This is a genomic window from Sphingomonas sp. OTU376 (genome assembly GCF_038440415.1).
Taxonomy (GTDB): Bacteria; Pseudomonadota; Alphaproteobacteria; order Sphingomonadales; family Sphingomonadaceae; genus Sphingomonas; species Sphingomonas kyeonggiensis_A.
Genome location: NZ_JASATQ010000015.1, coordinates 25127 through 46565, shown reverse-complemented (window position 1 = coordinate 46565; position 21439 = coordinate 25127). Strand labels below are relative to the sequence as shown.

The following is a 21439-nucleotide window of genomic DNA, read 5'->3' as shown; positions in this document are numbered from 1 at the left end:
GTTACTCCTCGCCGGGATGGCTATGCCCGTGATGCTCCCCCATCGTCCGCGAAAGCTGCGCGGCGGCGATCTCGCGGGCCTTGTCGCGCGGCAGGCCGAGTGCCCGGGCCATTGGTGCGCCGAGCAGCGCGTCGCCCACGGCCATCAGCACCAGCTGCAGCGTCTCCTCATGCAGCGAATGCGTCTTGTCGTCATGCCCCTCGGCCAGCTCGTCGACCAGCCGGTGGATCGCCTCCAGGATCGGGTCGAGCGCATCCTGGTTGCCGGTCAGGATCATCCAGCTCGCCAGCGCGCCGGCTCCGCCCTTGTCGAACGCGTCGAAGGTCATGTTGACCACTTCGCGGTCGTCATGGTCCGCCCCGGCACGCGCGCGCATCACCGCGGCGCCGATCTTGCCGGTCACGCTATCGGCGATATTGGCGGCCAGCGCCTTTTGCAGCCCCGATGCCGAGCCGAAATGGTGGAGCAGATTGGCGTGCGTCCGCCCGATCTTCGCTGCCACCGCCTTGAGCGTCACTGCGCCGGGCCCGGCCTCGAGCAGCAGTTCGCGCGCGGCCTCGAGTGCGGCGTCGCGGGATTCTTCGGGTGAAAGGCGTTTGCGTGGTGCGACGGTCATGTTCAGCGGTAAGCCCCCAAAGACACCGCTTACGGCATGATTTCCAAGGGGGAAAGCCGGTAGATCATACAATTCGACGCTCGTGGTGTCCGCGTTCCCCTCCCTGGAAGGGAGGGGTTAGGGGTGGGTGGAGGCTTGGCGATACTGTCGATCGGGTTGCTCGCCGCGCCGTATCGCGGGCAAGGACCCACCCCCGACCCCTCCCTTGCAGGGAGGGGAGCTATGAGGGTGTGTCCTCACCTCGTATCGCAGTGCGGCAGCTCACGCTGCCATTCGGTGGTCCTCGTCCCCGCCGCCGCTGCAATCGCCCTCGCACAGGTCGATCTCGTAGCGGGTGGTGGGGGCTTCGCAGCCGCGGCCCCGCGAATAGATCGAGACGAGCTGGCCGGTCGGGCGGAAGCCCAGCTTGCGCAGCACCTTGCCCGATGCGGGGTTGTCGATGAAATGGCCCGCGGTCACCCGGCGGATGCCGCGAGCCCGCGCTGCCTGCAGCACCGCGCGCCCGGCCTCGGTCGCGATGCCGCGGCCCCAGGCGTCCGGCGTGTACCAATAGCCGAATTCATTGGGCTCGTCCTTCCACACGCTCAGGCCGGTGCCGCCGATCAGGCGCGTGGCGCCGTCCCGGTGCTCGAACACCAGGAACTTGGGATCGACGGGATCCTCGAAGCTCGAGAGGAAGGTCTCGGCCGCTTCCATGGGGTAGGGCCATGGCGCGCGCGACAGGTTGCGCACGACATTCTCATGGCCGATCGCCTGCATCAGGGCGGTGGCGTCCTCGGGCCAGCCGGGGCGCAATGTCAGTCTCTGCGTTCGCACGAACATGACCGTCTCCTTGGTCCTGCGACGCCCCACGCCACGTTTGTGTGACGAGGTTGTTGCGCCGTGGTGTCAGGGAGGAAATAAAAAAGGGAGCCGGGGCGACCCGTCTCCCTTTTCAGCTGGTTCGTTCGTCGAACCCGGGTCACCCTGGTGGGCAACCCGGTCGGTCACCCGATGTTATTCGGCAGCTTCCGCAATCATGTCTACCGAGCAGAACTTGCGGCCAAGCTTGCCTTCCTTGAACGACACGCGGCCGTCGACGAGCGCGAAAAGGGTATGGTCCTTGCCCATGCCCACGTTCACGCCCGGATAAATCTTGGTGCCGCGCTGGCGCACGATGATGTTGCCGGCGACGACTGCTTCGCTGCCGAACTTCTTCACGCCAAGACGACGACCGGCCGAATCACGACCGTTACGCGAAGAACCGCCTGCCTTCTTATGTGCCATGGTCTATACTCCTCGTATCTTCGCTTACGCTTCCGCGGCCGGGGCTTCAGCCTCGGCGGGAGCGGCGGCCTTCTTCGCCTTCGGCGCGGCCTTCTTGGCTTCCTGGGCACCGATCGCGGTGATCTTCAGGATGGTGTGGTTCTGGCGGTGGCCGTTCTTGCGACGATAGTTGTGGCGCCGGCGCTTCTTGAAGACGATAACCTTCTCGCCCTTCGCCTGCGCAATGATCTCGGCCGAAACGGTCAGACCGTCGGTCGACTTCAGCTCACCACCTTCGCCGGCGAGCAGAACGTCGCCGAGCGTGACCGTCGAACCGGCCTCGCCGTCGAGCTTCTCGACAACGATCTTGTCTCCTGCGGCAACGCGATACTGCTTGCCGCCCGTGCGCACGATAGCGAACATCGGGTCTCTTCTCTGGTTCAAATGCTTGTGCCCGCCAAGGTTGCACCCCGGCAGGAGGAAGGGCGCAGCTAAGGGAGAGAGTCGCCGAAGTCAACCGGTAACTACCCATAAAGGGCAGTTTAGTGACGGTGCGTGCGCTTCAAAGTGTAGCGGCCCCCGGTATAGCCGTCGAAAAGCCCGTTGATCGCGGGGTGGTCGACCGGCTCCTCGCTGTCGTCGGCCACCAGGTTCTGCTGGCTGACATAGGCGACATAGCTCGATTCGTCGTTCTCGGCGAGCAGGTGGTAGAAGGGCTGGTCCTTGCGGGGGCGCACGTCCTCGGGAATCGCCTCGTACCATTCCTCGCTGTTGGCGAAGACGGGGTCGACGTCGAAGATCACGCCGCGGAACTCGAACTGGCGGTGGCGCACCACGTCGCCGATGGCGAAGCGCGCGGTCGCGACGGCGGGCATCGGAACTCCGGGCTCAAGGGGGGAAGGGGAGGCGCCGGGGGCTTGAGTCATGGACTTAATCTAATATCTCTTCGTTTAGGTACAAGGATGCGCTTGCAGTATCCGAAACGCTGCGCTAGGGGCCGCCCCTCACAGCGACCGACGCGGAGTTTTCCGCGCAGTAATCGCCTCGCGGAGAGGTGGCAGAGTGGTCGAATGCGCCGCACTCGAAATGCGGTTTACGGGTAACCGTAACGAGGGTTCGAATCCCTCCCTCTCCGCCATTTACGCCTTCTCATAGCGTCTCAGCTTGTCCCAAGTCGTCTCAAAAAATGAGCGATTTCAGATACTTGGTGAAAATCATTGTCTCGGTTAGTCTCAAGCAGGATCGGGGCAGCGCGCCGCAATTGGTGGTACCTTGTAGGGTACTGAATTGCGGCTCGGCCTTTTCGGGGACGATCCAACGACCAGCTGACCCATGGCGGGTACGGGTCTTGAACGGGAGTTCGAGACTATGACCGGCCGCACGCTCAATCGACTCACTGCCACCAAGGTCGCGGCGCTAAAGGAGCCCGGCAAGTACGCGGATGGGGGTGGTCTGTACCTCCATGTGGACGCATCAAGGCGCCGCTGGCTCTTCCGCTACTCCTGGCGAGGGTCTCGCTGCGAATTCGGCCTGGGTAGCGCCCGGTCGCTCTCGCTCGCGAAGGCGCGTGAGCAGGCAGCGGAGTGCCGTGAGCTCATTCTGGAAGGGCGAAACCCGAAGCTCGCTCGGGGCCGGGGCCATGATGCGATTACCTTCGGGGAGTTCGCCGACCAGTATATCGAGACGATGGCCCCCGCCTGGCGGAATCCGAAGCACGTGGCCCAGTGGAAGATGACGCTTACAAAATATGCTGCACCGCTTCGAAGACTAGCGATTGCGGACATCGGTACCGACGAGGTGATGCGGACGCTTCGACCGCACTGGTCCCGCGTTCCGGAAACGGCGGACCGGCTTCGCGGGAGGATCGAGAATATCCTAGACGCAGCTAAGGTTGCGGGCTTCAGAGATGGCGAAAACCCGGCCAGGTGGCGAGGGCACCTTAACCAGTTGCTCCCCAAGCGTCCTGGATGTCGCGGTCATCATGCGGCGCTGGCTTTCCAGAAGATCAGGCCGTTCATGAAGAAGCTCCGGACTCGTCCGGCTAATGCGGCTCGAGCGCTTGAGTTCCTCATCCTGACCGCAGCGCGGACCAAGGAAGTGCTGCTGGCAGACTGGAGCGAGATCGACCTCAGGCAGAAGCTCTGGATCGTACCTGCCGAGCACATGAAGGCTGGGCGCGTGCACCGAGTTCCCCTGTCAGATCCCGCGCTGGAAATTCTGCTTGCGACCCCCGAGGACAAAAGAAGTGGTTTCATCTTCAAGGGCGAGGGATTGGAAAAGCCGCTCACCATTATGGCAATGCCGATGCTGTTGAGGCGGATGAAAGTGGACGCGACCGTGCATGGTTTCCGTTCTACCTTCAGGGATTGGTCATCTGAGGAGACAAATTATCCCAATGAGGTGTGCGAAATGGCGCTCGCGCATAGCATTCCAGGAAAAGCGGAAGTCGCCTATCGCCGAGGGGATCTCCTCAAGAAGCGAAAGGCCCTGATGGACAGCTGGGCGAAGTATTGTGGGCCGCACCCCATGCCGAAGGTGAAACCGGCCTGAGCCAGGTCGGGCATCGCGGCGGGCGGAGCTGCGGTGCCCGACTATCTGGAAGACATGAGCAGGCTGGCCACGCGGTATCGCTCTTAGCCAAGGGATTATTGCATTATTCCGCTGGAGGCATTGTCCACGGCATTCCTGGCATGTCTAGATCCAATCGGCCGAAGGCGAGGGGACGACCGTCCGCCTGCTCCTCGGCCGCGAGTCCAGGCAGCTGGGCGCCGACGAATATGGGCTTGTGTCTTCGATGGAAGCTGAAGGCGGATCGGAGACGGTCCTCGTCGTCGAGGATGACGGCGAAGTTCGCGCCTACACCGTCGGCATCCTCCGCGAACTGGGCTATCGCGTGGTCGAGGCGCATGATGGGACACTCCGCGGTGCGCCTGCTCGAGCGCGACGATTTTTCGATCGATCTGCTGCTTACCGATGTGGTGATGCCCCAAATGTCGGGCGAGGAGCTCGCGCATACCGCGCGCTCCATGCATCCAGACCTGAAGGTCCTGTTCGCCTCGGGCTACACTCGCGACGCGATCATGCGGGACGATCGGCTCGAATCTGGCGTCGATCTGATCACCAAGCCATTCACCTACGCCACGCTTGCCGCCAAGGCGCGCGAAGTGCTTGGACGCTAGGGCGCCGGCGCGCGATTACATCGTCGCCAGTGTGTCCCCGGCGACCTTCCGCACCAGCTCGACAACGGAGGTGGCGGCGAAGCGCTGCATGATCCGCGCGCGGTGAAATTCGACCGTTCGCGGGCTGATGGCCAGGCGCAACGCGATCGCCTTGTTGCTGGCGCCTTCCTGCAACGCGAGCACCACTTCGCGCTCGCGCGCCGTGAGCTTGCCGGACAGGGCGATAAGCTGGGGGTCGGTGAGCGAAACGGGTGCGGCGCGCGCGCCGTACCTGTGCGCAGTGATCAGCCAGCCGGCCGCGTTGTTTGCGCCATCGAACGGCTCGACCGTGACATACAGCTCGACGGCGCCGAGTGTGTCGCCTTCGATCACCCCGGTCCAGCGGCCCTGCGATGCGATCTCCGACATCGCCGCGTCCACATCAACGCCAAGCACACCCAGAATCGCCAGCCCATGGATGGCGTCTGCCCCGCCACCGAGAAGCTGGTTAATCGCGGGGTTGCGGAAATGTGCGGTAAAGTCGCGGTCGCAAACGGCGACACCAATGGACGAATGATCAATCGCTGCGAGGACAAAGTCGCACGAAGAAAACCCGAATTCGCGTCCCGGAGAAAGTTGCAAAACTCCCGAAATAAAGATTTCCTCCCGATACAGAACTATCTGTCTAAAACAATTTTTTCAGAAGATCAGTTATTTGGCCTAGTAGTCATACGAGTATCTACCTTGAAAGGTTGCGGCTAAGCGAAAACTAATCCGGGGGGGACCTGATTCCAGGAGACCGGTTTAGATGTTCGTTTCGCACGTGATGGCGTCCGCCACCCCTGCAACCAAGTTGCGCCTCGCGCTTCTCGGTAGCGTATCCACCGCCGCAGCAATGCTGCTTCTGCCCACCAGCGCATCCGCGCAGGCGACCACCTGCTCGCAGACCGGCACCACGATCACCTGCGTCGATGGCGCGGCCACCGTGCTGACGGGCACCACCACCGCCGGCAATACGACGATTGCAGGCCCCGGCCTGGTGACTGTCGATGCGACCAGCCCGGCAACGACGACCTATACCGCCACCGGCCCGATTTCGACGACGGGCGTGACCGCGGTCAACCTGACTTCCACCGGCGGTGCGCTCAGCCTCACCCCTGCTGGCGCCGGCGCGCCGGTGAATATCAACGTCACCGGCGGTGTCGCTGCCAATGGCGTCACGCTCAATACGCTCGCTCAGCCTGCCACCTTCACGGTCGGCAACATCGCAACCAGCGGCGCCAATTCGTTTGGCGTGCTGTCGACGGCCGGCGGCGACCTTACGCTGCGGACCGGCAACATCAACGTCACCGGTGCGAACAGCACCGCGATCGACGCCGGCGCCCAGACCGGCGCCATCTCGACCACTGCGGGCAACATCACCGCGACCGGCCGCGGCATCCGCACGGTCTCGGCGACCAACGGCGCGAACACCGTTGTCGTGGGCAATGTCGTAACGGGCGATCGCGCGATCCTCGCCAATGGAGGCACCGTGTCGGTCACCGCCGGCAACGTCACCACCTCGACCAACGGCGCCACCACCCCCGGCGGCTACGGCGTCGCGGCGCAGGGCTTCACCGGTAACGTCACGGTCCGCACGGGCTCGGTCAGCACGGTCAACGGTGCTGGCATTATCGCCAACGCGTTCAGCGCGACCGGGGCGATCGACATTGGTGGCTGCCCGAGCGTGACCACGACTGGCGACAACGCAACTGCGGTCTCGGCACAGGCCGCTGGCACCGGATCGGTGACGGTTAATTGCGGCGCGCTCTCTACGACCGGCCTCAACAGCAATGGCGTGTTCGCGACATCGGTCGGCGGCAACATGGCGGTCAACATCGCCTCGGCGACCACCTCGGGCATCGGCTCCTATGGCGTCACCGCCAACACCATCGGCGCCGGCACGGTCACCACCAATGCGGGGGTGATCACCACCACCGGCAATGGCGGCACGGGCCTGTACATCCGCGCGGCCACCGGCGCGATCGATGCCGGCTACGGCAACATCACCACGTCGGGCATCGCGGCCGGCGTTAACAGCGCCAGTGCTCTAGATCTTGCCTCAACCGGCACGATCAACCTGCGCGGTAACGGCTCGACGCTTCGCACCAATGGCGCCGACGTGACCGCCGCGCTCGTCACCGGCGCGGGCGTCACGGGCAATCTCGGCAACGTCACCACCACGGGTCTCGGCGCGCAGGGTGCGATCATCACCTCGACCGCGCCGATCAACCTGACCGTCGGCACCGTGGCGACGACCGGCAATGGTCTGACCGTCAACGCCGGCACCAACGCCGTCACGCTTACCACCGGTGCTGTAACCGCGACCGAGGCGGGCGCGACCGGCACGGCCGTCAATAGCACCGGCGCGGTGACCTTCACCGGCGGCAGGCATGCGGCCAATGGCGCGAACGCGCTTCGCATCACCGGTGGTGCTGGGGCGATCAACGCTTCTGTCGCCGGCGCCGGGACTACCGGCACCGGAACTGCGGTCGTCATCACCGGCACCGGCCCGGTGACGTTCGTCAACAGCGGTACGATCACCACCACCGGCGCCACGTCTGACGGCATCAACATCGTTACGCCGGGCACCATCGCCATCACCGGCGGACAGGTTGCCACCACCGGCGCCAACAGCCGAGGCATTGTCGCCAATGGCGGCGGGGCAGTCACCATTTCGGCGACCGGCGTCACCACCACGGGCGCGACGTCGAATGCGATCGTGGCGAACAGCACGGCAGGCTCGGTTGGCGTCTCGCTCAGCGGCACAAACAACTCGGCCAGCCTTGACGGCGTGAGCATCGCGGCGGCGACCACCGCCAATCTCGCCCTGACCTCAGGCACCCTCACCGGCCTCAACAACGGCGCAACGATCACGTCGGGCACGGGCACTACGGTGACCAACGCCGGTACGCTCGGCGGCGGCAACTATGCCCTCGCGGTCACCGGCGGCGCGGCGACGGTCAACAATAGCGGCACGATCAACGGCCGCATCCTGCTGACCGCCAATGGCGATACGGTGAACAACACCGGCACCTTCAATGCGAACAGCAACAGCGACTTCGGCGCGGGCGCGGACGTGTTCAACAACAGCGCCACGCTCCGCGTACTCGGCCTGGCGACGACCGCCGGAACGGTCACGCTCACCGGACTGGAGACGTTCAACAACAGCGGCCTGGTCGATCTGCGTAACGGCCATGTCGGCGATGTGCTGGTTCTGCCGGGCAGTTATGCCGGCAACGGCGCGGCGCAGCTCGGCGTCGATGTCGATCTTATTGCTTTCACCGCCGACCAACTGCGCATCGGCGGCGCGGCGACGGGCACAACGATCGTCTCGGTCGCCGCGCTCAATAATGTGCCGGCGGTGCTCAGCACCAGCGTAGGCGCAGTGGTGGCGCAGGCCGGCGCGGCCTCGTCCGCAACGGCGTTCACGCTCGACGGCGGCAGCGTCGATCAGGGCCTGATCCAGTATGGCATCGTCTACAACCCGACGACCTTCGCCTACAGCCTAGTCGCCACGCCCGGCGTCGGGGTCTATCGCGCATCGCTGTTCGCCGAAGGGGTGCGCAACCTCTGGCTGCAGTCGGGCGACAGCTGGTCGGGGCATATGCGCGAGTTGCGCGACAATGTCGCCGCCAATGGCCCCGGTGGTGCCGGCGGTCGCGTCTGGGCCCAGGTGCTTGGTCAGGTCGAGCAACGCGGCAGCAACCGCAGCTTCGCCTTCCACGGCGTCACTACCCCGGTCGATCTGAGCTACAAGCAGGACTATTTTGGCGGCCAGATGGGCGTGGATCTGGGCGCTCCGGTGGGTGAGGGCGGATTCGCCTTCGGCCTGACCGGCGGCTATCTCAATTCCAACCTGAACTTCGCCAACTCGCCTGACCGGATCAACTTCGATGCGGTCAATGGCGGTGTCTATGCCAGCCTCAACGCCGGCAGCTTCTTCGTCAACGCGCTCGCCAAGTACGACTATTATTGGGGCGACAATGTCAGCATCTCGGGTCGCTACACCCAGAAGCTGAAGGGCTCGATCTATGGCGGCAAAGCGGAGGTAGGCGTCCGCTTCGGCAGCAAGCTCTGGTTCGAGCCGGCGGCAAGCGTTTCCTACACGCATTCCGATTTCGACAATTTCGGCAATGCGTCAGGCAATTTCGCTTTCAACGACCAGGACGGCGTGCGCGGCCGTGGTGGCGCGCGGATCGGCTTCACCAGCGATATCGGTCCCGCCAAGATGACGCTCTATGGGGGCGGCAACTATGTCCATGAGTTCAAGGGCCAGGACCAGGTCACCTTCACCAGCGGCGGACAGACGGTGCGCTTCGGCAACCAGCGGCTGAGCGACTATGGCGAAGGGCTGCTGGGTCTGAACATCGGCTCACAGCGCGGAGCGATCAGCGGCTTCTTCGAGGGCCGCTATGCCGATGGTGGCGATTATGAAGGCTATGGCGGCCGCGCCGGGGTTCGTTTCCGCTTCTGATCTTGCGAGGGGTGTTCATGGGTCGTCTCGCAAGAGACGGCCCATGCGCATTTGGACGTGTGTCGTTATGCCAACGCTGAAGCAGGGAAACCGCATCGGTCGCCCGGCTTCCATCTCAGTGGGGCCGAAACTTGAGCGCGCGGTGCCATGCCATGCACGGTGAACGCGTCGCCCCCCAGGCGAAAAAGCTTTGCCATTGTGGCTTGCGACGATCGCGCCTTCGCGGCGAGCCTTCGAGTCAATCCACAAGCGCCGGCAGATCAGTATACGGCATCACGGAGATTGCCGAACATGGTAGCGATCCTTCGATCGCCGATGCGGTCCTGCAGAAGCCCGATTTCGCGGCCTGATCGAGGCTGAGGCGAACGCGGAGCCGACGGGCTGCGGCGCTACGCATTCCCGGGTCAAGCGCGGCGTGCCTCGACGCGGCGTGCAGGTCGCGGGAGCCGCGGCCCTTGAGGCGCGTTCAATTGCGATGCCGCGCAAACTCAAGGTCTTCCGAACTGCAATCGGCTTTCACGATGCCTATGTTGCCGCCGCCAGCCAAAAGGCGGCGCTTGAGGCCTGGGGTGCTGCGGCAAACTTGTTCGCGCGCGGTGCCGCCGAGCTGGTGAGCGATGCCGAGTTGTCGAAGGAGCCGCTTGCCCATCCAGGCAAGGTCATCAAGCGCCTCCGCGGTAGCGAAGCCGAGCATTTCGCTGCCCTCGAACGGGCGAGTGCGGCAGATAGCCGGCGAGAACCCCAAGCATCGGCTGCGCCAAAGAGAAAGCCTCGCCCCCGGCCCGATCGTAAGCCGCTCGACGATGCCGAGGAAACCCTGGATGGCGCGCAGCGTGCGGCCGAGCAGCTAGAGCGGGACTTCCGCGAACGGGAGCGAAGGCTTGCACACGAGCGCCAGGCGGCCGAGCGCGCGGCAGGCGAGCTCGTGCGAAAAGCCCGATCGGCGCGCGATGCCGAGAAGCTGCGCTACGAAGAGATGCTGGCGCGCTGGCGAGCGTAACCTCGTACGCGAGAAGCGCTAGGCGGCCCACCAAGGCGGGGAGGGAGGTTGTGATCCTTGCGATCAGGCGTCTCTGCCGAGACGCAGATCAACGGCGTCGCAGAATTTCACAGTCGACAGCTTGAGGCCGTCCGCCGCTTCGATATCCACATGCCCTCGCAAGTCGAGCAAACCCTTGCTCGTCACTTCGTCCGCAAGGATGGCCCGGACGCTCGCGATGGCAACGCGTTCCGCCTCTGCGAGGCTGCCGCAATCCTGGCCTTCTTCATCGAGGGCGGTTCCGAAGCCGTTGTGCACATGCAGGTGATACCTTGGCATGCTGCCAAAACTTACCGGATCTCGAACAGTTTCCGGCGCTCTAGTGGTTGAGGTGTACCTTGGGCCACAATGAGTCCCATAGGCACATGAGCATCCTGACCTGCGGACAGCGCTCATCCCCCCAATTCCGCTGCGCGCCACGTGGTGCGGAAGGAAGTGCGGGTTACCCGCCGCGCGTTGCAGGCAGCTTCGATGTCGAGAATGAACGACAGGGGCCGATCGCGCGCATCATGCTCACGGACCGGGCTCGGCAACTATTCTGGATAGCGCAGGCCGGCGCGGCAGTCCGGGCGTAAACCACGCCACTAACTATGTTGGCCGCATACCGATGCCCGGACGGTTACCCGGCACAACAGCGGGCATGCGGCCGTTCGACACTCGGGCGCGGTTTTGGCTGTTCTGCGTCAGGAACACCGCAAAGAAGGGAGGCATTGTGGCCGCGGTGCATGATGGGGAAGGGCTGCCGAAGCTGAAATCGGTGGGGCGGAAGCGTTGCAGCCGCGGAACAAAGCCGACCAGTATGGATTGCTCTGTCAGGTCTTCAGACAGGGAGAATTGAAGTGGGTTGGATCATCGCACTGATAGTGGGCGGCATTGCCGGCTGGCTGGCCAGCATGGTGATGGGTCGCAACGCCTCTATGGGCATCGTCCTCAACATCATCGTAGGCTGTGTGGGCTCGATCATCGGCAATTGGCTTTCCGGTCCGCTCTTCGGCGTCCGCGGCAGCGTGCAGGAATTCTCGCTGACCGGACTGATCATCGCATTTATCGGCGCCGTCGTGTTGCTCGGGATCTTCAATCTGGTGCAGCGCAGCCGCGTTCGGTGAGGTTTGACGTACCGTCTGCTGCACTGAGCAGCAGGCGGTACGCACCATCCAGGTAAGGGGCATTTGATGCGGACGAATATTCCTGACCTACGACCCGGGTCTTAGAGACGGCATCACGGAATGCCGGATCAGTTGATCTCCCGCTCGCGTGCTACAAGCCCATCCTCTTCAGCTTTGCTTCGATCTCTCCGGCCACGGCTTTGTTGCGGCTGACCTTGTTCAGAAGCGTCCAAAGCCGGGATGCAGCGTTGCGATAGGCTTGCCGCCTCGTGCGCCGCGATGTGCGCGTGACATAAGGGGCGGGCAAATCGAGCTTGCATTCTTCCGCTTCCAGGAGTGCCTCTACGACCGCCAAGGCGGCGCGAACGCCTTCGGCCCGACCGGCCCGAAACTCTGTGCTTTCCATCCTGCCCTTTCACATCGATCCGCGAGAGACTCGCTTCAGCCCCCGCCTCGCCATGCCGGTTGGGGAAGCTTTCCGCCAGCGCCGCCCTGCGAGACGGCGAGGTCAAACGCATGCGCCGATGATATGATGAGGCGCTGTCAGCTGGCCTCGTCGCGGGCTTCCGGAGGTCAGGGAGGAAGGTAGATTGGGCTGCGGCAGTGCCGCGGCCGCGGGAAAGCGCTTTGATGGCTTTGCCCCCGGGTGGGTTCGGCGCTAGAGCCGGCGGAATTCGGCAAGCGCCGCACCAGTTGGAAGCCAACCAAGCATGCAGATCATCGTTCGCGACAACAATGTCGATCAAGCGCTCCGCGCGTTGAAGAAGAAGCTGCAGCGGGAAGGCGTCTATCGTGAGATGAAGCTGCGCCGGCATTATGAGAAGCCTTCTGAAAAGCGGGCGCGTGAGCGCGCCGCGGCGATCAGCCGCGCGCGAAAGGCCGATCGCAAGCGGGCAGAGCGCGACAAGTAACAAGGGACGACACGCGCTGTCGTCTTCGACAAGAGGGTAGGGCACTGAATTGTCCGCTCTTCCCAGCGAAAGGATTTCCGTGTCGCTTGACGGCCCCCGCCTCGCTCCTCTCTCCGGTGCAAAACCGGATGCACTTGTCATTCTGATCCACGGATATGGGTCGAATGGGGACGACCTCATCTCCCTGGCTCGGATGATCCAGCCAGCGCTCCCCCACGCCGCCTTCGTGGCGCCCAACGCGCCAGCGCGGATGCCAGGGCTCGCCGAGGCCTATCAATGGTGGCCGATCGACACCTTTTCGATGGCGGAACGCGCTGCGGGGGCCGACGCGGCCGCGCCGGGGCTCGATGCCTTCATCACGCAGGAGTTGAAAGATGCCGGCCTGCCGAGCGGTCGGGTCCTCCTCATTGGTTTCAGCCAAGGGACAATGATGGCCTTGCATGTAGGGTTGCGTCGATCGGAGGCGCTGGCGGGGATCATCGGAATCTCGGGCATGCTCGTCGCGCCGGAGCGGCTTCCGTCGGACATTGCAAGCCGTCCGCCCGTGCTTCTCATTCACGGTACCGAGGATGACGTCGTACCGTTCCGCTCGATGAGCCTGGCATCAACGGCTCTTGCTGAGGCTAGCGTCCCGGTAGAGGCCCATGTTTCCCCAGGCGTGGCGCACAGCGTAGCGCAGGATGGCCTCGCGGCCGCAGCGGCATTCGCTAGCCGCCTCCTAGGCTAATGTCCCTGCGCGACGGGATCAATCCGGCCTGCGAACCATCGAGCCCAGTAGGCCGGGTGCGCCAATGTGAAACGCGCGCGCATGTCAGATGAAGCCACTGATATAAAGGAAAGCGGGTCAACTATGCTCGCCAACTATGGCGACACGGATCTTGGTCGTCGCTCGAGCATGGCACCTTGAAGGAAGCGGCACGTCCAACGACGTCACTATGAGCTTGAGCTACTCGCCCTCAAGCCAGATCGTCAGTCAGGTCCGCACCAACGACGCCTATGCGCGGGGTGGAGCATCTCAACGTCAATCGCCGCTATACGTCGAACGGCTTCAACCGGCTTGCCGCTTCCGGTGGCGTGGGCTTCAGCCGTGACTTGCGTGGCCATCTGACGTTCTCCCGGACTGATAGCTCGGATATTCCTCGGAGAATCTGCTGCTTATGCTTTGTAGCCGCCCCGACGCGAATTGCTGTCCGTGGCCGGGGCGGCCCCTCACCGGTGTCGTCCGGGTGAGGACTTGCACCGGCATAGATGGAACCACCGGGCGCGCTCATCGTTCCCTCCGCGTTCCGAAAGGGGCGCTGGGGCGCGCGCTGCTCTCGTCAAGTTTCTCGCGTCCCGGCTCTACCTTGACACGAATATGAGCTGCTTCCTGCACCTGTCAGCGAGATCGGCCGAGTTTCTGCGGTTGTGGCCGCCCGGTCCGCTATTATGGCTGGTCACTGCGGGCACCGGCGGACTCCTCATCTTATTTCCACGATAGGGAGACGGCACCGCAACTGGCCCGCCGTTGCCGAGCGCCCTCGGCGCCCAGCAGACAGCTTGCGGCGACGTTCCAGGCTCTACAGCGACTAGAGTGCTGCACGGCTCGCGGCTGCCAGGATCGCCGGCGCTGCCACGATCCTGCGCTGATGATAGCGAGTGAGCTGTCTGACGAGCAGGGCGGGCGGCTCAAGGCTGGGCGCGGCACGAGGAGCCGTTAGCCTCCGCTTGATCGGCTACTTGCCGAAGGCGTCAGAGCGAGACTGCCATCGACAGCAATAGGCCTATCTCAACGCCTTCCTGGTAGTGATTTTGGGACCCCCGCAAATCGTGCAGACATCGCTGAGTCGTTCAAAGTGGTCGCTCCCGACCAGCTCGCGCGCAGCCTGGTTTGCTTGGGATTTCCAAGAAAGGCTCAGCTTCTCGCAGATGCACTCGTCGCAGATCGGGGCCGGCGCCAGCCTCTCGATCAGGCTTCGGACGCGCTCCAAAATCGTGGGTGTTCCCTGCATTCCTCCCCTATGAAGGGGATCCGACGCACGAGCAACGGACGCTCCGGAATGGACACACACAACCCGGAACCTGCGACGTCGCCGACCCGAGTAGGCTGACGTCGTTTGGTTTCAGCTCCAGGTCAGAATCAGGCGGCCGTTCGCCGGCACGCGATAGTCGATGCGGTCGGCGGAGCTGGAGTGAGGGCGTAAGGCATCTCCGCCCACCGTGACGAGCCTGACGCTCGGGAGCTTCCGCCGCTTCCGGCGTACGAGACTAAACCCGGCCGTGCAGGTCTCTCCGCCATCCAAGGTCAGAGTCAGAGCATTGTCGCCCGTGCGTTCGCGCGCGCGAACGAAATGATCGCAGTGGACAAGGAAGGGCGCACCTTCGACCTGGTGAAAGGCACGCGTCGCGAAGACCATCGCCGCGCCCGCCCCATAGACCTCCTGGCCGACCTGGCCGGCAAGCTGCCCGTCGGGATAGAGATCCTCGAGCGGGAAGGAGAGCTTGCGATCGACATGCCCATTGGTCTCGCGCTGCTTCGGCGAGATCGCCTCGGGCGGCAGTGCGTCGGGATAATAGTACCAGGCGCGGTCAAGCGCATATTTGCAATATTCAGCGATCAGCATGCGCGCGGCCGGCTCAAGGTCGGGGCCGCTATCGTCGAGATACTTCTCGAAGGCCGTGTAGGCATCGAAGCATTCGTAGATCGCCATGTACGGCGCATCTTGCAGGCATGTCGCGCCAAGGAAGTTACGGTAGTGGACGGCGAGCTCGAGCTCGCTCTCCCAGATTTCGCAATTGTGGAAGAAGCTGGCGAGATAGACGTAGCTCTGCTCCAGATACACATCTTGCGAGGTGATCCGCCACAATCGCATGCACGCTGCGGCGCCCCACGCGGTCAGGTTCGCCTGATAGTTGATGCTGAATCGCAGCCCCACCGCGGCGTCGATCGCCCCACGCGCCTCGTCGAGGAAGCGCTTCTCGTCAGTGAGCTCGAATGCCTGGAGCATCACCCAGGCATAGACTCCGCCGACATCCGTCTGGCCGCGGCCATCCGCCCCAGCGATCTCGGTGATCACCGAGAAGTCGGTGACGTTATACTGGACCGGCCATTTGTACTCGAAGTGCTGGGCTGCCTTAACTCCATAGTCGATCGATTTCAGAAACAGTGCGCGCGCCTCACCGTCGCCATCCAAGGCGAGGCGTCCCAGGTTCAGCATCGGATGATAGAGGTACCAGCTGTCCACGGCATTTGCGTCCTTGTCGTCGCCGACATTGGGCAAATAGCGCCGCATCGCCTTGAGCTTCGGATCGTAGAATTTGCCCAGGCCAGCCTTGAGTTCCGCTTCGAGCGGATGGGGTTCTCCCTGCCACTTGCTCCAGTCGTGGATCGCCGCAACGATCGACATCTGAACCATGCTGTCGGGATATTCGGCCGCGGTGTAGGGATGAATGTAGCGGTGCCCATAGTGCCGGATGGTCGCCTCGGGCGCTTCGTCCAGATCGCATAGCGTACGTTCGGCACGGTCGATCCAGTCGCGAAAGTCGGTACGCGGGTGGTCGATCATCCTGTAGGCGACGCCGAGCATCTGAAGGAATTGCCGGGCTGATTCACGTTCCCCGGAATCGGTTTGGTGCCGGAAGACCAGGATCGCGTCGGAGAGAGTGACTTCGGCTCCGGCAGGCAGCGGCTCGGTTGGCGGGGTGCCGCTCTGTGTTGGCGTCGGCGGCAGATAGCCGAGTTCGGGCCAAACGCCGCCCACAGCGCCGTCGGGGCTCGTCTTGGTTGCGCGATAGAACGGATTCATCGCGGTGAGGTTCTGGAAGTATAGGACGTTGCCGAACGCAGGCTCATCGAGGCGGAAATAGAGCAAGCCCGAATTGAGTCCGCGTTGCCCCGCTTCGACCGTGCCGGACGAACCTAGGGGATCGTCATTAGCGTCGAGCGGATACAGGTCGCGCGGCAGGAACGGTACAAGCAGGGATTCTGAAGGGGTGAGCGTCACCGTAAGGCGCAGGTGCTCGAGTGCGTCTTCGCCGACGCGGACAACAATGAGATGTTCCCCGAGTATGCTCGTCACCCGAAGCCGCACGGACTCGCCCGCTTCCGGTTTCAGCTTGGTCACCTCGAACTCATCTGGGAGATAGGCGGCACGTAACGCGAGACCGCCTTGCTCCTGACGTCGGATCAGCGCCCAGACGGAATCGCGGCTGCGGACCATTTCAACGTCCAGCGCGCCGACCGCGCAATCCGCAATTTTCTTGGTCGCGCCTTCCGCAAGCGCCCGGCGTAGCGCCAGGACGAACGGAGTGGCACTCGATGTCTTCGATTTGAGCGCGGTTGTCGCCATGCCTTCTCCGCTGATCTGGGTAGAACAGGCACGCAAACCGGCCGTCCCGATCTCCGGTTCCGGCACCACCTCCGTTCCTTGACCCAGGTTATGAAGATTCCCTCGGTATCAACTTACGGTCGGAACGACGCCTTCGGCCGGAGGTTGGTGTGGGCAACCACTAGGAGACGGAACATGGCCGACAAGCAGCCGATGCAATCGGATGGCGGCGCAAGCAAGCGCGCGCCAGACGGTGTCGAAGATCCCGCATCGAATGGTGAGAGCAAGGGCGGCGCCTACCCCAATCCGCATACGGACGGCGACGGAGGCCATTTCGATGGCGGCCAGAGCGACAAGGGCTATGAAGGGCCTGAAAATCCGAACGCCACCACCGGCTCGGATCGGTAACGGACACGAAGCTTCGCGGGGTTCTCCTGCATTTATCCTCTTGCGCGCGCTTTGTTCGGAACTCCCCCTGCCACATGGGGTTCGAGCGGCGAGGAGATGTCCATGTCAGACTTAGCCGCCCCCCCCGCCCGAAACCTGTCCGACGCGCATACTGCAATGCCAAGCCTTGATGGGCGCAAAGCGATCATCACCGGCGGCACCACCGGGATCGGGCGAGCCATCGCCACTCTGCTTGCCTCGGAGGGCGTCGACGTGTTCGTCTGCGGTCGGGACCCGCAACATCTCAAGGACGGGCTCGAGCGCATCCGCGAAGTCGGGAAGGGCGACGGTATCGCGATCGACCTAGCCGAACCGGAAAGCGTCGACCGCTTCGTTCAGGCAGCCAAGGGCTACTTCGGGGATTTCGATATCGCGATCGTCAACGCAGCCATCCCAGCCCAAGGCGTGACCAAGATGAGCGCTGACGAGCTGCGCTACGCGATCGCGACCGACTTCACCGCCTATCTCACGACTGCCCATGCGGCGGCGGAAGTGATGAAGGACAAGGGCGACATCGTGTTCATCGGATCGGTTTCCGCCCATATCTTGGGGGCGGGATCCAGCGTTTATGCCGGCATGAAGGCTGGCGTTGCCGGTTTTGCCGAGGCACTACGCAAGGAGCTCGCGCCGAAAGGCATCAAGGTCTGCAATGTCGAGCCTGCAAAGACCGGCGCTGATTTCCAGTATCAAAGTTTTACTGCAGAAGAGCAGGCAGAGCAGAATCGCAACGAGACGATGCTCCGCGCGGAAGATATCGCTGTCGCGGTGCACTTTGTCCTCACTCAGGCGCGCCGCGCGAACGTGCAGCAGGTTGTTATCGCGCCGCGTGCACGAGGTGAAGAATGAGCGGCTTTCCGATTGATCGCCTGATCCTTGGCCCGGACGACATCGACCTGACCCGCTCGCCGCTGGCGGGGCAATTCGAGGCTGAGACCTATGTGCTCGGCGCCTTCAACCCCGCGCTTACCAGGCTTCCCAACGGCAACCTTGCTATCTTCGTGCGGGTGGCGGAAGCGCTTCGCCGGCCGGTCTTCGATGGCTATATCCACGCGATCCGCTGGGAGGAGGGCAAGTATGTCCTCGATGCCTGGTCGCTCGAACTCGTTGACACCGCAGATCCCCGCAAATTCCTTCTTCGCGGCGGGCGGTGGAAGGTCATGGCGCTGACCTCACTGTCCTGGATCCTGCCGGTCGAACTCACCCCCGACGGCCTCGAGATCGTTGAGATCCATTACGACAAGGCAATTGCGCCGCAGGGCAGCTTCCAGTGCTACGGCATCGAGGATGCCCGGGTCTCGAAAGTCGGCGACCGCTGGCTGATGACGACCTGCTCGGTAAGCCCGGAGCGGCATTCGACCACACTCTACAGCTCGGACAACGGTCTGGACTTCCGTTTCGAAGACATCGTCCTCGATCACCAGAACAAGGACATGCTGATCTTCGAAGGCCTGGTTGACGGCAAGTACTGGGCACAGACCCGGCCGCTCGGAGATTTGTATTTCACCTATCCTCCAGGGAGCGAATGGCGCGGCGGTCCGTCGATCAATCTGGCGACCTCGCCGGATGCGCTGCATTGGAAGCCACACCGCGAGCCCGGCATCCGTCCGCACGCGGCGACGGTCGCGACCGCACGGATGGGCGGCGGCACGCCCCCGATTCTGACCGATGAGGGTTGGCTGACCCTGTGGCATGGCGTCGAACCCAAGGAGATCGTCGGCATCTACCGGACCTATTGGTCGATCCTAGACCGGGACGATCCCGCGAAGGTCATCCGGACCAAGCACAGCGCGCTGCTCGAAGCAGCCCCCGATCTCACCAAGCCGCTAGAAGACAAGATGTATGTCCGCGACGTGGTATTCACGACCGGGATCGTCGATGCGGGCGACCATTATGTCGTAGCTTCGGGCGAGGCGGATCTGGCCTGCCGCATCACGCATATCCCCAAGACCGTCTTCCAGGCGGAACGGGTAGGGGTGGCCGCCTAGCCTGCGGCCATCAATCTCGGAATTTCGCCAGGCAGCTCTCGGGCAAGGAAGCCGATCTTGCCCGAGACCGTCGCACGGTTGCGCCCGGCCTCGCCGTGCAGCCAAACTGCCCAGGCGGCGGCAATGCGGGGCGCCGCCCCGCGCGAAAGAAGACCGCCCATGATGCCGGCGAGCACATCGCCGGAGCCGCCGGTCGCGAGACCGGGCCCGCCGCCCTCATAGCAAAGCACATCCTCGCCGGGCGCGGCGATCCATGTCTCGGAGCGCTTGAGGACGACAGTCGCGCCGAACCGCTCCGCCGCCGATCGAGCAAGGGCCTCCGGCCTGTCTCTCACCTCGTCCTCGTCGCATCCCATCAACTGCATCATCTCGCCGGGATGCGGCGTCAGTACGACACGGCCACCATGACCGCGCACGGCATCCGCGCAGCCGCTCGCGCCGCCGATCGCTGCTGCGTCGAGCAGGATGCTGCGCTCTCCAAGGGGTTTGGCCAGCAGCCGGCGCACGATCGAGGATGCAGCTGAGTCGGGTCCCATGCCCGGGCCCAACACCAAGGTGTCGCACGCTTCCAGAAGGTCGAGCAGTCTGGCGACTGCGCTCGCGGCGATCTCTCCGGTCCCGTTTACCGGCAGACCGAACACCGCAGCCTCGGGCATTGCGATCCCCAGCGGAAGAGCGGCCTGCTCGACCGTGGCCAATTGGACCTTGCCGGCCCCGGCACGAAGAGCCGCTTCGCCGGTCAGCGCGAGGGCGCCGGGAACGGTGAGCGAGCCGCCCGCCACCAGCACGCGGCCGCGCGCATTCTTGTCGGTCTCCGCGTCGACCCGTGGAAGCGGATGGACGGTTAGCCATTCGGCACGTAACGCGATCATCCGCGCGCCGCCACGGCCCGGTCCGGCTCGCTCGTCACCTCGGCAACCGGATCCTGTTCGATCGAGGCAATTTCATTGTAGCGCACCAGCTCAAGGCCGCCATCTTTCCCCTTCGAAGCGTTGAAGCGATATTCCGTGACGGAGCAATTTGCGACATCGCCCTTCCTGTCGATCGAGAGTATCTCTTCCTCGCTCAGATTCTCGATGATGTAGCGCAGGCAGAGCACCACCACTTGGTGGCCGACGATCATCACATGTCGTCCGCCGTAGTGAAGCGACACGGTGTCGAGCAGGCTGCGTAGGCGCAGGATCACGTCGCACCAGCTCTCGCCACCGGGCGGACGGTGATAGAATTTGCCGAGCAGACGGCGAAATTCCGCCTGTTGCGGTAGCTGCGCCGCGACGCCGGCGGTGGTGAGCCCGTCGAGAATTCCGAACTCTTTCTCGCGCAGCCGCTCGTCGACGCAAACGGGTTCGTCCGGCGCGGCCCCGCCGGCGTCGCGGAAGCGGCGGGCGGTCTCGCGCGAGCGGACATAGGGGCTGGAAAGGATGACGTCCGGCTGACCGTTGCCCTGACCGTCGGCAAACCAGCGGCCAAGGGCGTCGGCCTGCTGTTCGCCCAACTGCGACAGCGGTACGTCAACGTCACGCATGTCGATCGGAATGCGCTCGAGGCCCGCGGCATGAGCTGCGTCGCGCGCGACATTGCCGGCGCTCTGGCCATGGCGGACCAGCCAGAGGCGCGCTGGCCAGCTGGACGTTTCGGCCCCACTCACGCGCTACCGCGCCGACGCCGGGTCTCCCAACCCTTCTTCGCGGCGGCGGAGCGTTTCTCCGCGCTTTGGCTGGAGCCGCCTTTTTGGCCGCCTTTGCGGGCGCTATCGTGATTCTGTTTTTTACCGCGTCCCGAGCCGGACTTCTTGCCGCCGCCTGACTCCTTGTTCACGGTCGCCCAGGCGCGGCGCTCAGCTTCCTTCTTGGGCGTGCCTCGATCCTCGTAACCCTCCTCGATATGCTCGGCCTTACGCTTCTGCTTGTCGGTATAGGCGCTCTTGTCACCCTGCGGCATGGTCCTCTCCATCGACAGACGCGCTTTTCAACGACGCTGGCGGGAGAATGATCCGGTCGCGCGCAGGAGGGAATTTTGCATGGCGCCGCGCCGCAATGGGACGTTGCCGACGACCTAGGCGCGTCGGTTCGATCGCGATCGTCACAAGGCACTTGGCGCCTATATCCG

At 63.8% G+C, this 21439-nt stretch carries 23 protein-coding genes and 1 tRNA gene; 11 read left to right on the top strand and 13 right to left on the bottom strand.

Going from position 1 to position 21439, the window contains the following annotated elements; genetic code table 11:
* Position 1 precedes the first annotated feature (1 nt).
* The 5 genes from AAHM44_RS08770 to hspQ form a co-directional block, all read right to left on the bottom strand.
* Positions 2–616: a TetR/AcrR family transcriptional regulator gene (locus AAHM44_RS08770; RefSeq protein WP_184171206.1), complete on the bottom strand. Its 615-nt coding sequence runs from the start codon at positions 614–616 to the stop codon at positions 2–4.
* 261 nt (positions 617–877) lie between these two features.
* A complete protein-coding gene (locus AAHM44_RS08765; RefSeq protein ID WP_342249729.1) occupies positions 878–1438 on the bottom strand; it encodes a GNAT family N-acetyltransferase in 561 nt (186 codons plus the stop codon).
* Positions 1439–1612: 174 nt separating this feature from the next.
* Positions 1613–1882 (bottom strand): 50S ribosomal protein L27, encoded by a 270-nt coding sequence (gene rpmA / locus AAHM44_RS08760; RefSeq protein ID WP_180144722.1) that lies wholly within the window; start codon positions 1880–1882, stop codon positions 1613–1615.
* A 24-nt stretch (positions 1883–1906) separates the two neighbouring features.
* Entirely contained in the window at positions 1907–2284 is a 378-nt protein-coding gene (rplU, locus tag AAHM44_RS08755; protein ID WP_184000535.1) for a 50S ribosomal protein L21, read from the bottom strand.
* Positions 2285–2403: 119 nt separating this feature from the next.
* Positions 2404–2736: a heat shock protein HspQ gene (hspQ, locus tag AAHM44_RS08750; RefSeq protein ID WP_184171213.1), complete on the bottom strand. Its 333-nt coding sequence runs from the start codon at positions 2734–2736 to the stop codon at positions 2404–2406.
* Between the two features lie 173 nt (positions 2737–2909).
* Between hspQ and AAHM44_RS08745 the strand changes: the two genes are divergently transcribed.
* Together AAHM44_RS08745 and AAHM44_RS08740 are read left to right on the top strand one after the other, a co-directional pair.
* Positions 2910–2999, top strand: a tRNA-Ser gene (locus tag AAHM44_RS08745).
* 230 nt (positions 3000–3229) lie between these two features.
* A complete protein-coding gene (locus AAHM44_RS08740; protein ID WP_342249728.1) occupies positions 3230–4411 on the top strand; it encodes a tyrosine-type recombinase/integrase in 1182 nt (393 codons plus the stop codon).
* Positions 4412–4514: 103 nt separating this feature from the next.
* Here the strand turns inward: AAHM44_RS08740 and AAHM44_RS08735 are convergent, their stop codons facing one another.
* Positions 4515–4769: a hypothetical protein gene (locus AAHM44_RS08735; protein ID WP_342249727.1), complete on the bottom strand. Its 255-nt coding sequence runs from the start codon at positions 4767–4769 to the stop codon at positions 4515–4517.
* Between AAHM44_RS08735 and AAHM44_RS08730 the strand changes: the two genes are divergently transcribed.
* Positions 4768–5040: a response regulator gene (locus tag AAHM44_RS08730; RefSeq protein ID WP_269575834.1), complete on the top strand. Its 273-nt coding sequence runs from the start codon at positions 4768–4770 to the stop codon at positions 5038–5040. The genes AAHM44_RS08735 and AAHM44_RS08730 overlap by 2 nt on opposite strands.
* Before the next feature lie 15 nt (positions 5041–5055).
* On the opposite strand, the gene AAHM44_RS08725 is transcribed toward AAHM44_RS08730, so the two are convergent.
* Positions 5056–5661, bottom strand: coding sequence for a helix-turn-helix transcriptional regulator (locus tag AAHM44_RS08725; RefSeq protein ID WP_342249726.1), 606 nt, complete (start codon positions 5659–5661; stop codon positions 5056–5058).
* 253 nt (positions 5662–5914) lie between these two features.
* Between AAHM44_RS08725 and AAHM44_RS08720 the strand changes: the two genes are divergently transcribed.
* Positions 5915–9535, top strand: coding sequence for an autotransporter domain-containing protein (locus AAHM44_RS08720; protein WP_342249725.1), 3621 nt, complete (start codon positions 5915–5917; stop codon positions 9533–9535).
* 475 nt (positions 9536–10010) lie between these two features.
* The gene (locus AAHM44_RS08715; RefSeq protein WP_269575831.1) at positions 10011–10535 is read left to right on the top strand and encodes a hypothetical protein; all 525 of its coding nucleotides are present in this window, start codon (positions 10011–10013) and stop codon (positions 10533–10535) included.
* Positions 10536–10598: 63 nt separating this feature from the next.
* Here the strand turns inward: AAHM44_RS08715 and AAHM44_RS08710 are convergent, their stop codons facing one another.
* A complete protein-coding gene (locus AAHM44_RS08710) occupies positions 10599–10853 on the bottom strand; it encodes a DUF6894 family protein (protein WP_446745974.1) in 255 nt (84 codons plus the stop codon).
* Positions 10854–11413: 560 nt separating this feature from the next.
* Between AAHM44_RS08710 and AAHM44_RS08705 the strand changes: the two genes are divergently transcribed.
* Positions 11414–11680: a GlsB/YeaQ/YmgE family stress response membrane protein gene (locus AAHM44_RS08705; RefSeq protein ID WP_116842202.1), complete on the top strand. Its 267-nt coding sequence runs from the start codon at positions 11414–11416 to the stop codon at positions 11678–11680.
* A gap of 151 nt (positions 11681–11831) precedes the next feature.
* On the opposite strand, the gene AAHM44_RS08700 is transcribed toward AAHM44_RS08705, so the two are convergent.
* Complete coding sequence (locus AAHM44_RS08700) at positions 11832–12086, bottom strand: hypothetical protein (protein WP_342249724.1); 255 nt, start codon at positions 12084–12086, stop codon at positions 11832–11834.
* Between the two features lie 304 nt (positions 12087–12390).
* Between AAHM44_RS08700 and rpsU the strand changes: the two genes are divergently transcribed.
* Complete coding sequence (gene rpsU, locus AAHM44_RS08695) at positions 12391–12591, top strand: 30S ribosomal protein S21 (RefSeq protein ID WP_116842203.1); 201 nt, start codon at positions 12391–12393, stop codon at positions 12589–12591.
* Between the two features lie 79 nt (positions 12592–12670).
* Positions 12671–13318: an alpha/beta hydrolase gene (locus AAHM44_RS08690; RefSeq protein ID WP_269575827.1), complete on the top strand. Its 648-nt coding sequence runs from the start codon at positions 12671–12673 to the stop codon at positions 13316–13318.
* A 1375-nt stretch (positions 13319–14693) separates the two neighbouring features.
* Here AAHM44_RS08690 and AAHM44_RS08685 read toward each other — a convergent pair.
* Positions 14694–16985, bottom strand: coding sequence for a hypothetical protein (locus tag AAHM44_RS08685; protein ID WP_342249723.1), 2292 nt, complete (start codon positions 16983–16985; stop codon positions 14694–14696).
* Between the two features lie 108 nt (positions 16986–17093).
* Between AAHM44_RS08685 and AAHM44_RS08680 the strand changes: the two genes are divergently transcribed.
* The 3 genes from AAHM44_RS08680 to AAHM44_RS08670 all read left to right on the top strand — a co-directional run bounded on the left by AAHM44_RS08680 (position 17094) and on the right by AAHM44_RS08670 (position 19330).
* On the top strand, positions 17094–17306 hold the full coding sequence (locus tag AAHM44_RS08680) for a hypothetical protein (RefSeq protein WP_269575825.1): 213 nt from the start codon (positions 17094–17096) through the stop codon (positions 17304–17306).
* A 102-nt stretch (positions 17307–17408) separates the two neighbouring features.
* On the top strand, positions 17409–18191 hold the full coding sequence (locus AAHM44_RS08675) for an SDR family oxidoreductase (protein WP_342249722.1): 783 nt from the start codon (positions 17409–17411) through the stop codon (positions 18189–18191).
* The gene (locus AAHM44_RS08670; RefSeq protein ID WP_342249721.1) at positions 18188–19330 is read left to right on the top strand and encodes a glycoside hydrolase family 130 protein; all 1143 of its coding nucleotides are present in this window, start codon (positions 18188–18190) and stop codon (positions 19328–19330) included. The genes AAHM44_RS08675 and AAHM44_RS08670 overlap by 4 nt, the downstream gene beginning before the upstream one ends.
* Here the strand turns inward: AAHM44_RS08670 and AAHM44_RS08665 are convergent.
* From AAHM44_RS08665 to AAHM44_RS08655, 3 genes are read right to left on the bottom strand one after another with little or no spacing between them, the layout of a single operon-like run.
* Positions 19327–20202, bottom strand: a complete 876-nt coding sequence (locus AAHM44_RS08665; RefSeq protein WP_269575822.1) for an NAD(P)H-hydrate dehydratase — start codon at positions 20200–20202, stop codon at positions 19327–19329. The genes AAHM44_RS08670 and AAHM44_RS08665 overlap by 4 nt on opposite strands.
* The gene (locus AAHM44_RS08660) at positions 20199–20978 is read right to left on the bottom strand and encodes a histidine phosphatase family protein (protein ID WP_116842209.1); all 780 of its coding nucleotides are present in this window, start codon (positions 20976–20978) and stop codon (positions 20199–20201) included. Before AAHM44_RS08660 ends, AAHM44_RS08665 begins: the two co-directional genes overlap by 4 nt.
* A complete protein-coding gene (locus AAHM44_RS08655; RefSeq protein ID WP_269575821.1) occupies positions 20975–21271 on the bottom strand; it encodes a plasmid stabilization protein in 297 nt (98 codons plus the stop codon). Before AAHM44_RS08655 ends, AAHM44_RS08660 begins: the two co-directional genes overlap by 4 nt.
* Between the last annotated feature and the right edge of the window lie 168 nt (positions 21272–21439).

Excerpts from the sequence above, each read along its gene's own strand:
- AAHM44_RS08770 (WP_184171206.1), bottom strand. The coding sequence starts at position 616 with ATGACCGTCGCACCACGCAAACGCCTTTCACCCGAAGAATCCCGCGAC.
- AAHM44_RS08765 (WP_342249729.1), bottom strand. The coding sequence starts at position 1,438 with ATGTTCGTGCGAACGCAGAGACTGACATTGCGCCCCGGCTGGCCCGAG.
- rpmA (WP_180144722.1), bottom strand. The coding sequence starts at position 1,882 with ATGGCACATAAGAAGGCAGGCGGTTCTTCGCGTAACGGTCGTGATTCG.
- rplU (WP_184000535.1), bottom strand. The coding sequence starts at position 2,284 with ATGTTCGCTATCGTGCGCACGGGCGGCAAGCAGTATCGCGTTGCCGCA.
- hspQ (WP_184171213.1), bottom strand. The coding sequence starts at position 2,736 with ATGCCCGCCGTCGCGACCGCGCGCTTCGCCATCGGCGACGTGGTGCGC.
- AAHM44_RS08740 (WP_342249728.1), top strand. The coding sequence starts at position 3,230 with ATGACCGGCCGCACGCTCAATCGACTCACTGCCACCAAGGTCGCGGCG.
- AAHM44_RS08730 (WP_269575834.1), top strand. The coding sequence starts at position 4,768 with ATGATGGGACACTCCGCGGTGCGCCTGCTCGAGCGCGACGATTTTTCG.
- AAHM44_RS08735 (WP_342249727.1), bottom strand. The coding sequence starts at position 4,769 with ATGCGCCTCGACCACGCGATAGCCCAGTTCGCGGAGGATGCCGACGGT.
- AAHM44_RS08720 (WP_342249725.1), top strand. The coding sequence starts at position 5,915 with ATGCTGCTTCTGCCCACCAGCGCATCCGCGCAGGCGACCACCTGCTCG.
- AAHM44_RS08715 (WP_269575831.1), top strand. The coding sequence starts at position 10,011 with ATGCCGCGCAAACTCAAGGTCTTCCGAACTGCAATCGGCTTTCACGAT.
- AAHM44_RS08710 (WP_446745974.1), bottom strand. The coding sequence starts at position 10,853 with ATGCCAAGGTATCACCTGCATGTGCACAACGGCTTCGGAACCGCCCTC.
- AAHM44_RS08700 (WP_342249724.1), bottom strand. The coding sequence starts at position 12,086 with ATGGAAAGCACAGAGTTTCGGGCCGGTCGGGCCGAAGGCGTTCGCGCC.
- rpsU (WP_116842203.1), top strand. The coding sequence starts at position 12,391 with ATGCAGATCATCGTTCGCGACAACAATGTCGATCAAGCGCTCCGCGCG.
- AAHM44_RS08680 (WP_269575825.1), top strand. The coding sequence starts at position 17,094 with ATGGCCGACAAGCAGCCGATGCAATCGGATGGCGGCGCAAGCAAGCGC.
- AAHM44_RS08675 (WP_342249722.1), top strand. The coding sequence starts at position 17,409 with ATGTCAGACTTAGCCGCCCCCCCCGCCCGAAACCTGTCCGACGCGCAT.
- AAHM44_RS08670 (WP_342249721.1), top strand. The coding sequence starts at position 18,188 with ATGAGCGGCTTTCCGATTGATCGCCTGATCCTTGGCCCGGACGACATC.
- AAHM44_RS08665 (WP_269575822.1), bottom strand. The coding sequence starts at position 20,202 with ATGATCGCGTTACGTGCCGAATGGCTAACCGTCCATCCGCTTCCACGG.
- AAHM44_RS08655 (WP_269575821.1), bottom strand. The coding sequence starts at position 21,271 with ATGCCGCAGGGTGACAAGAGCGCCTATACCGACAAGCAGAAGCGTAAG.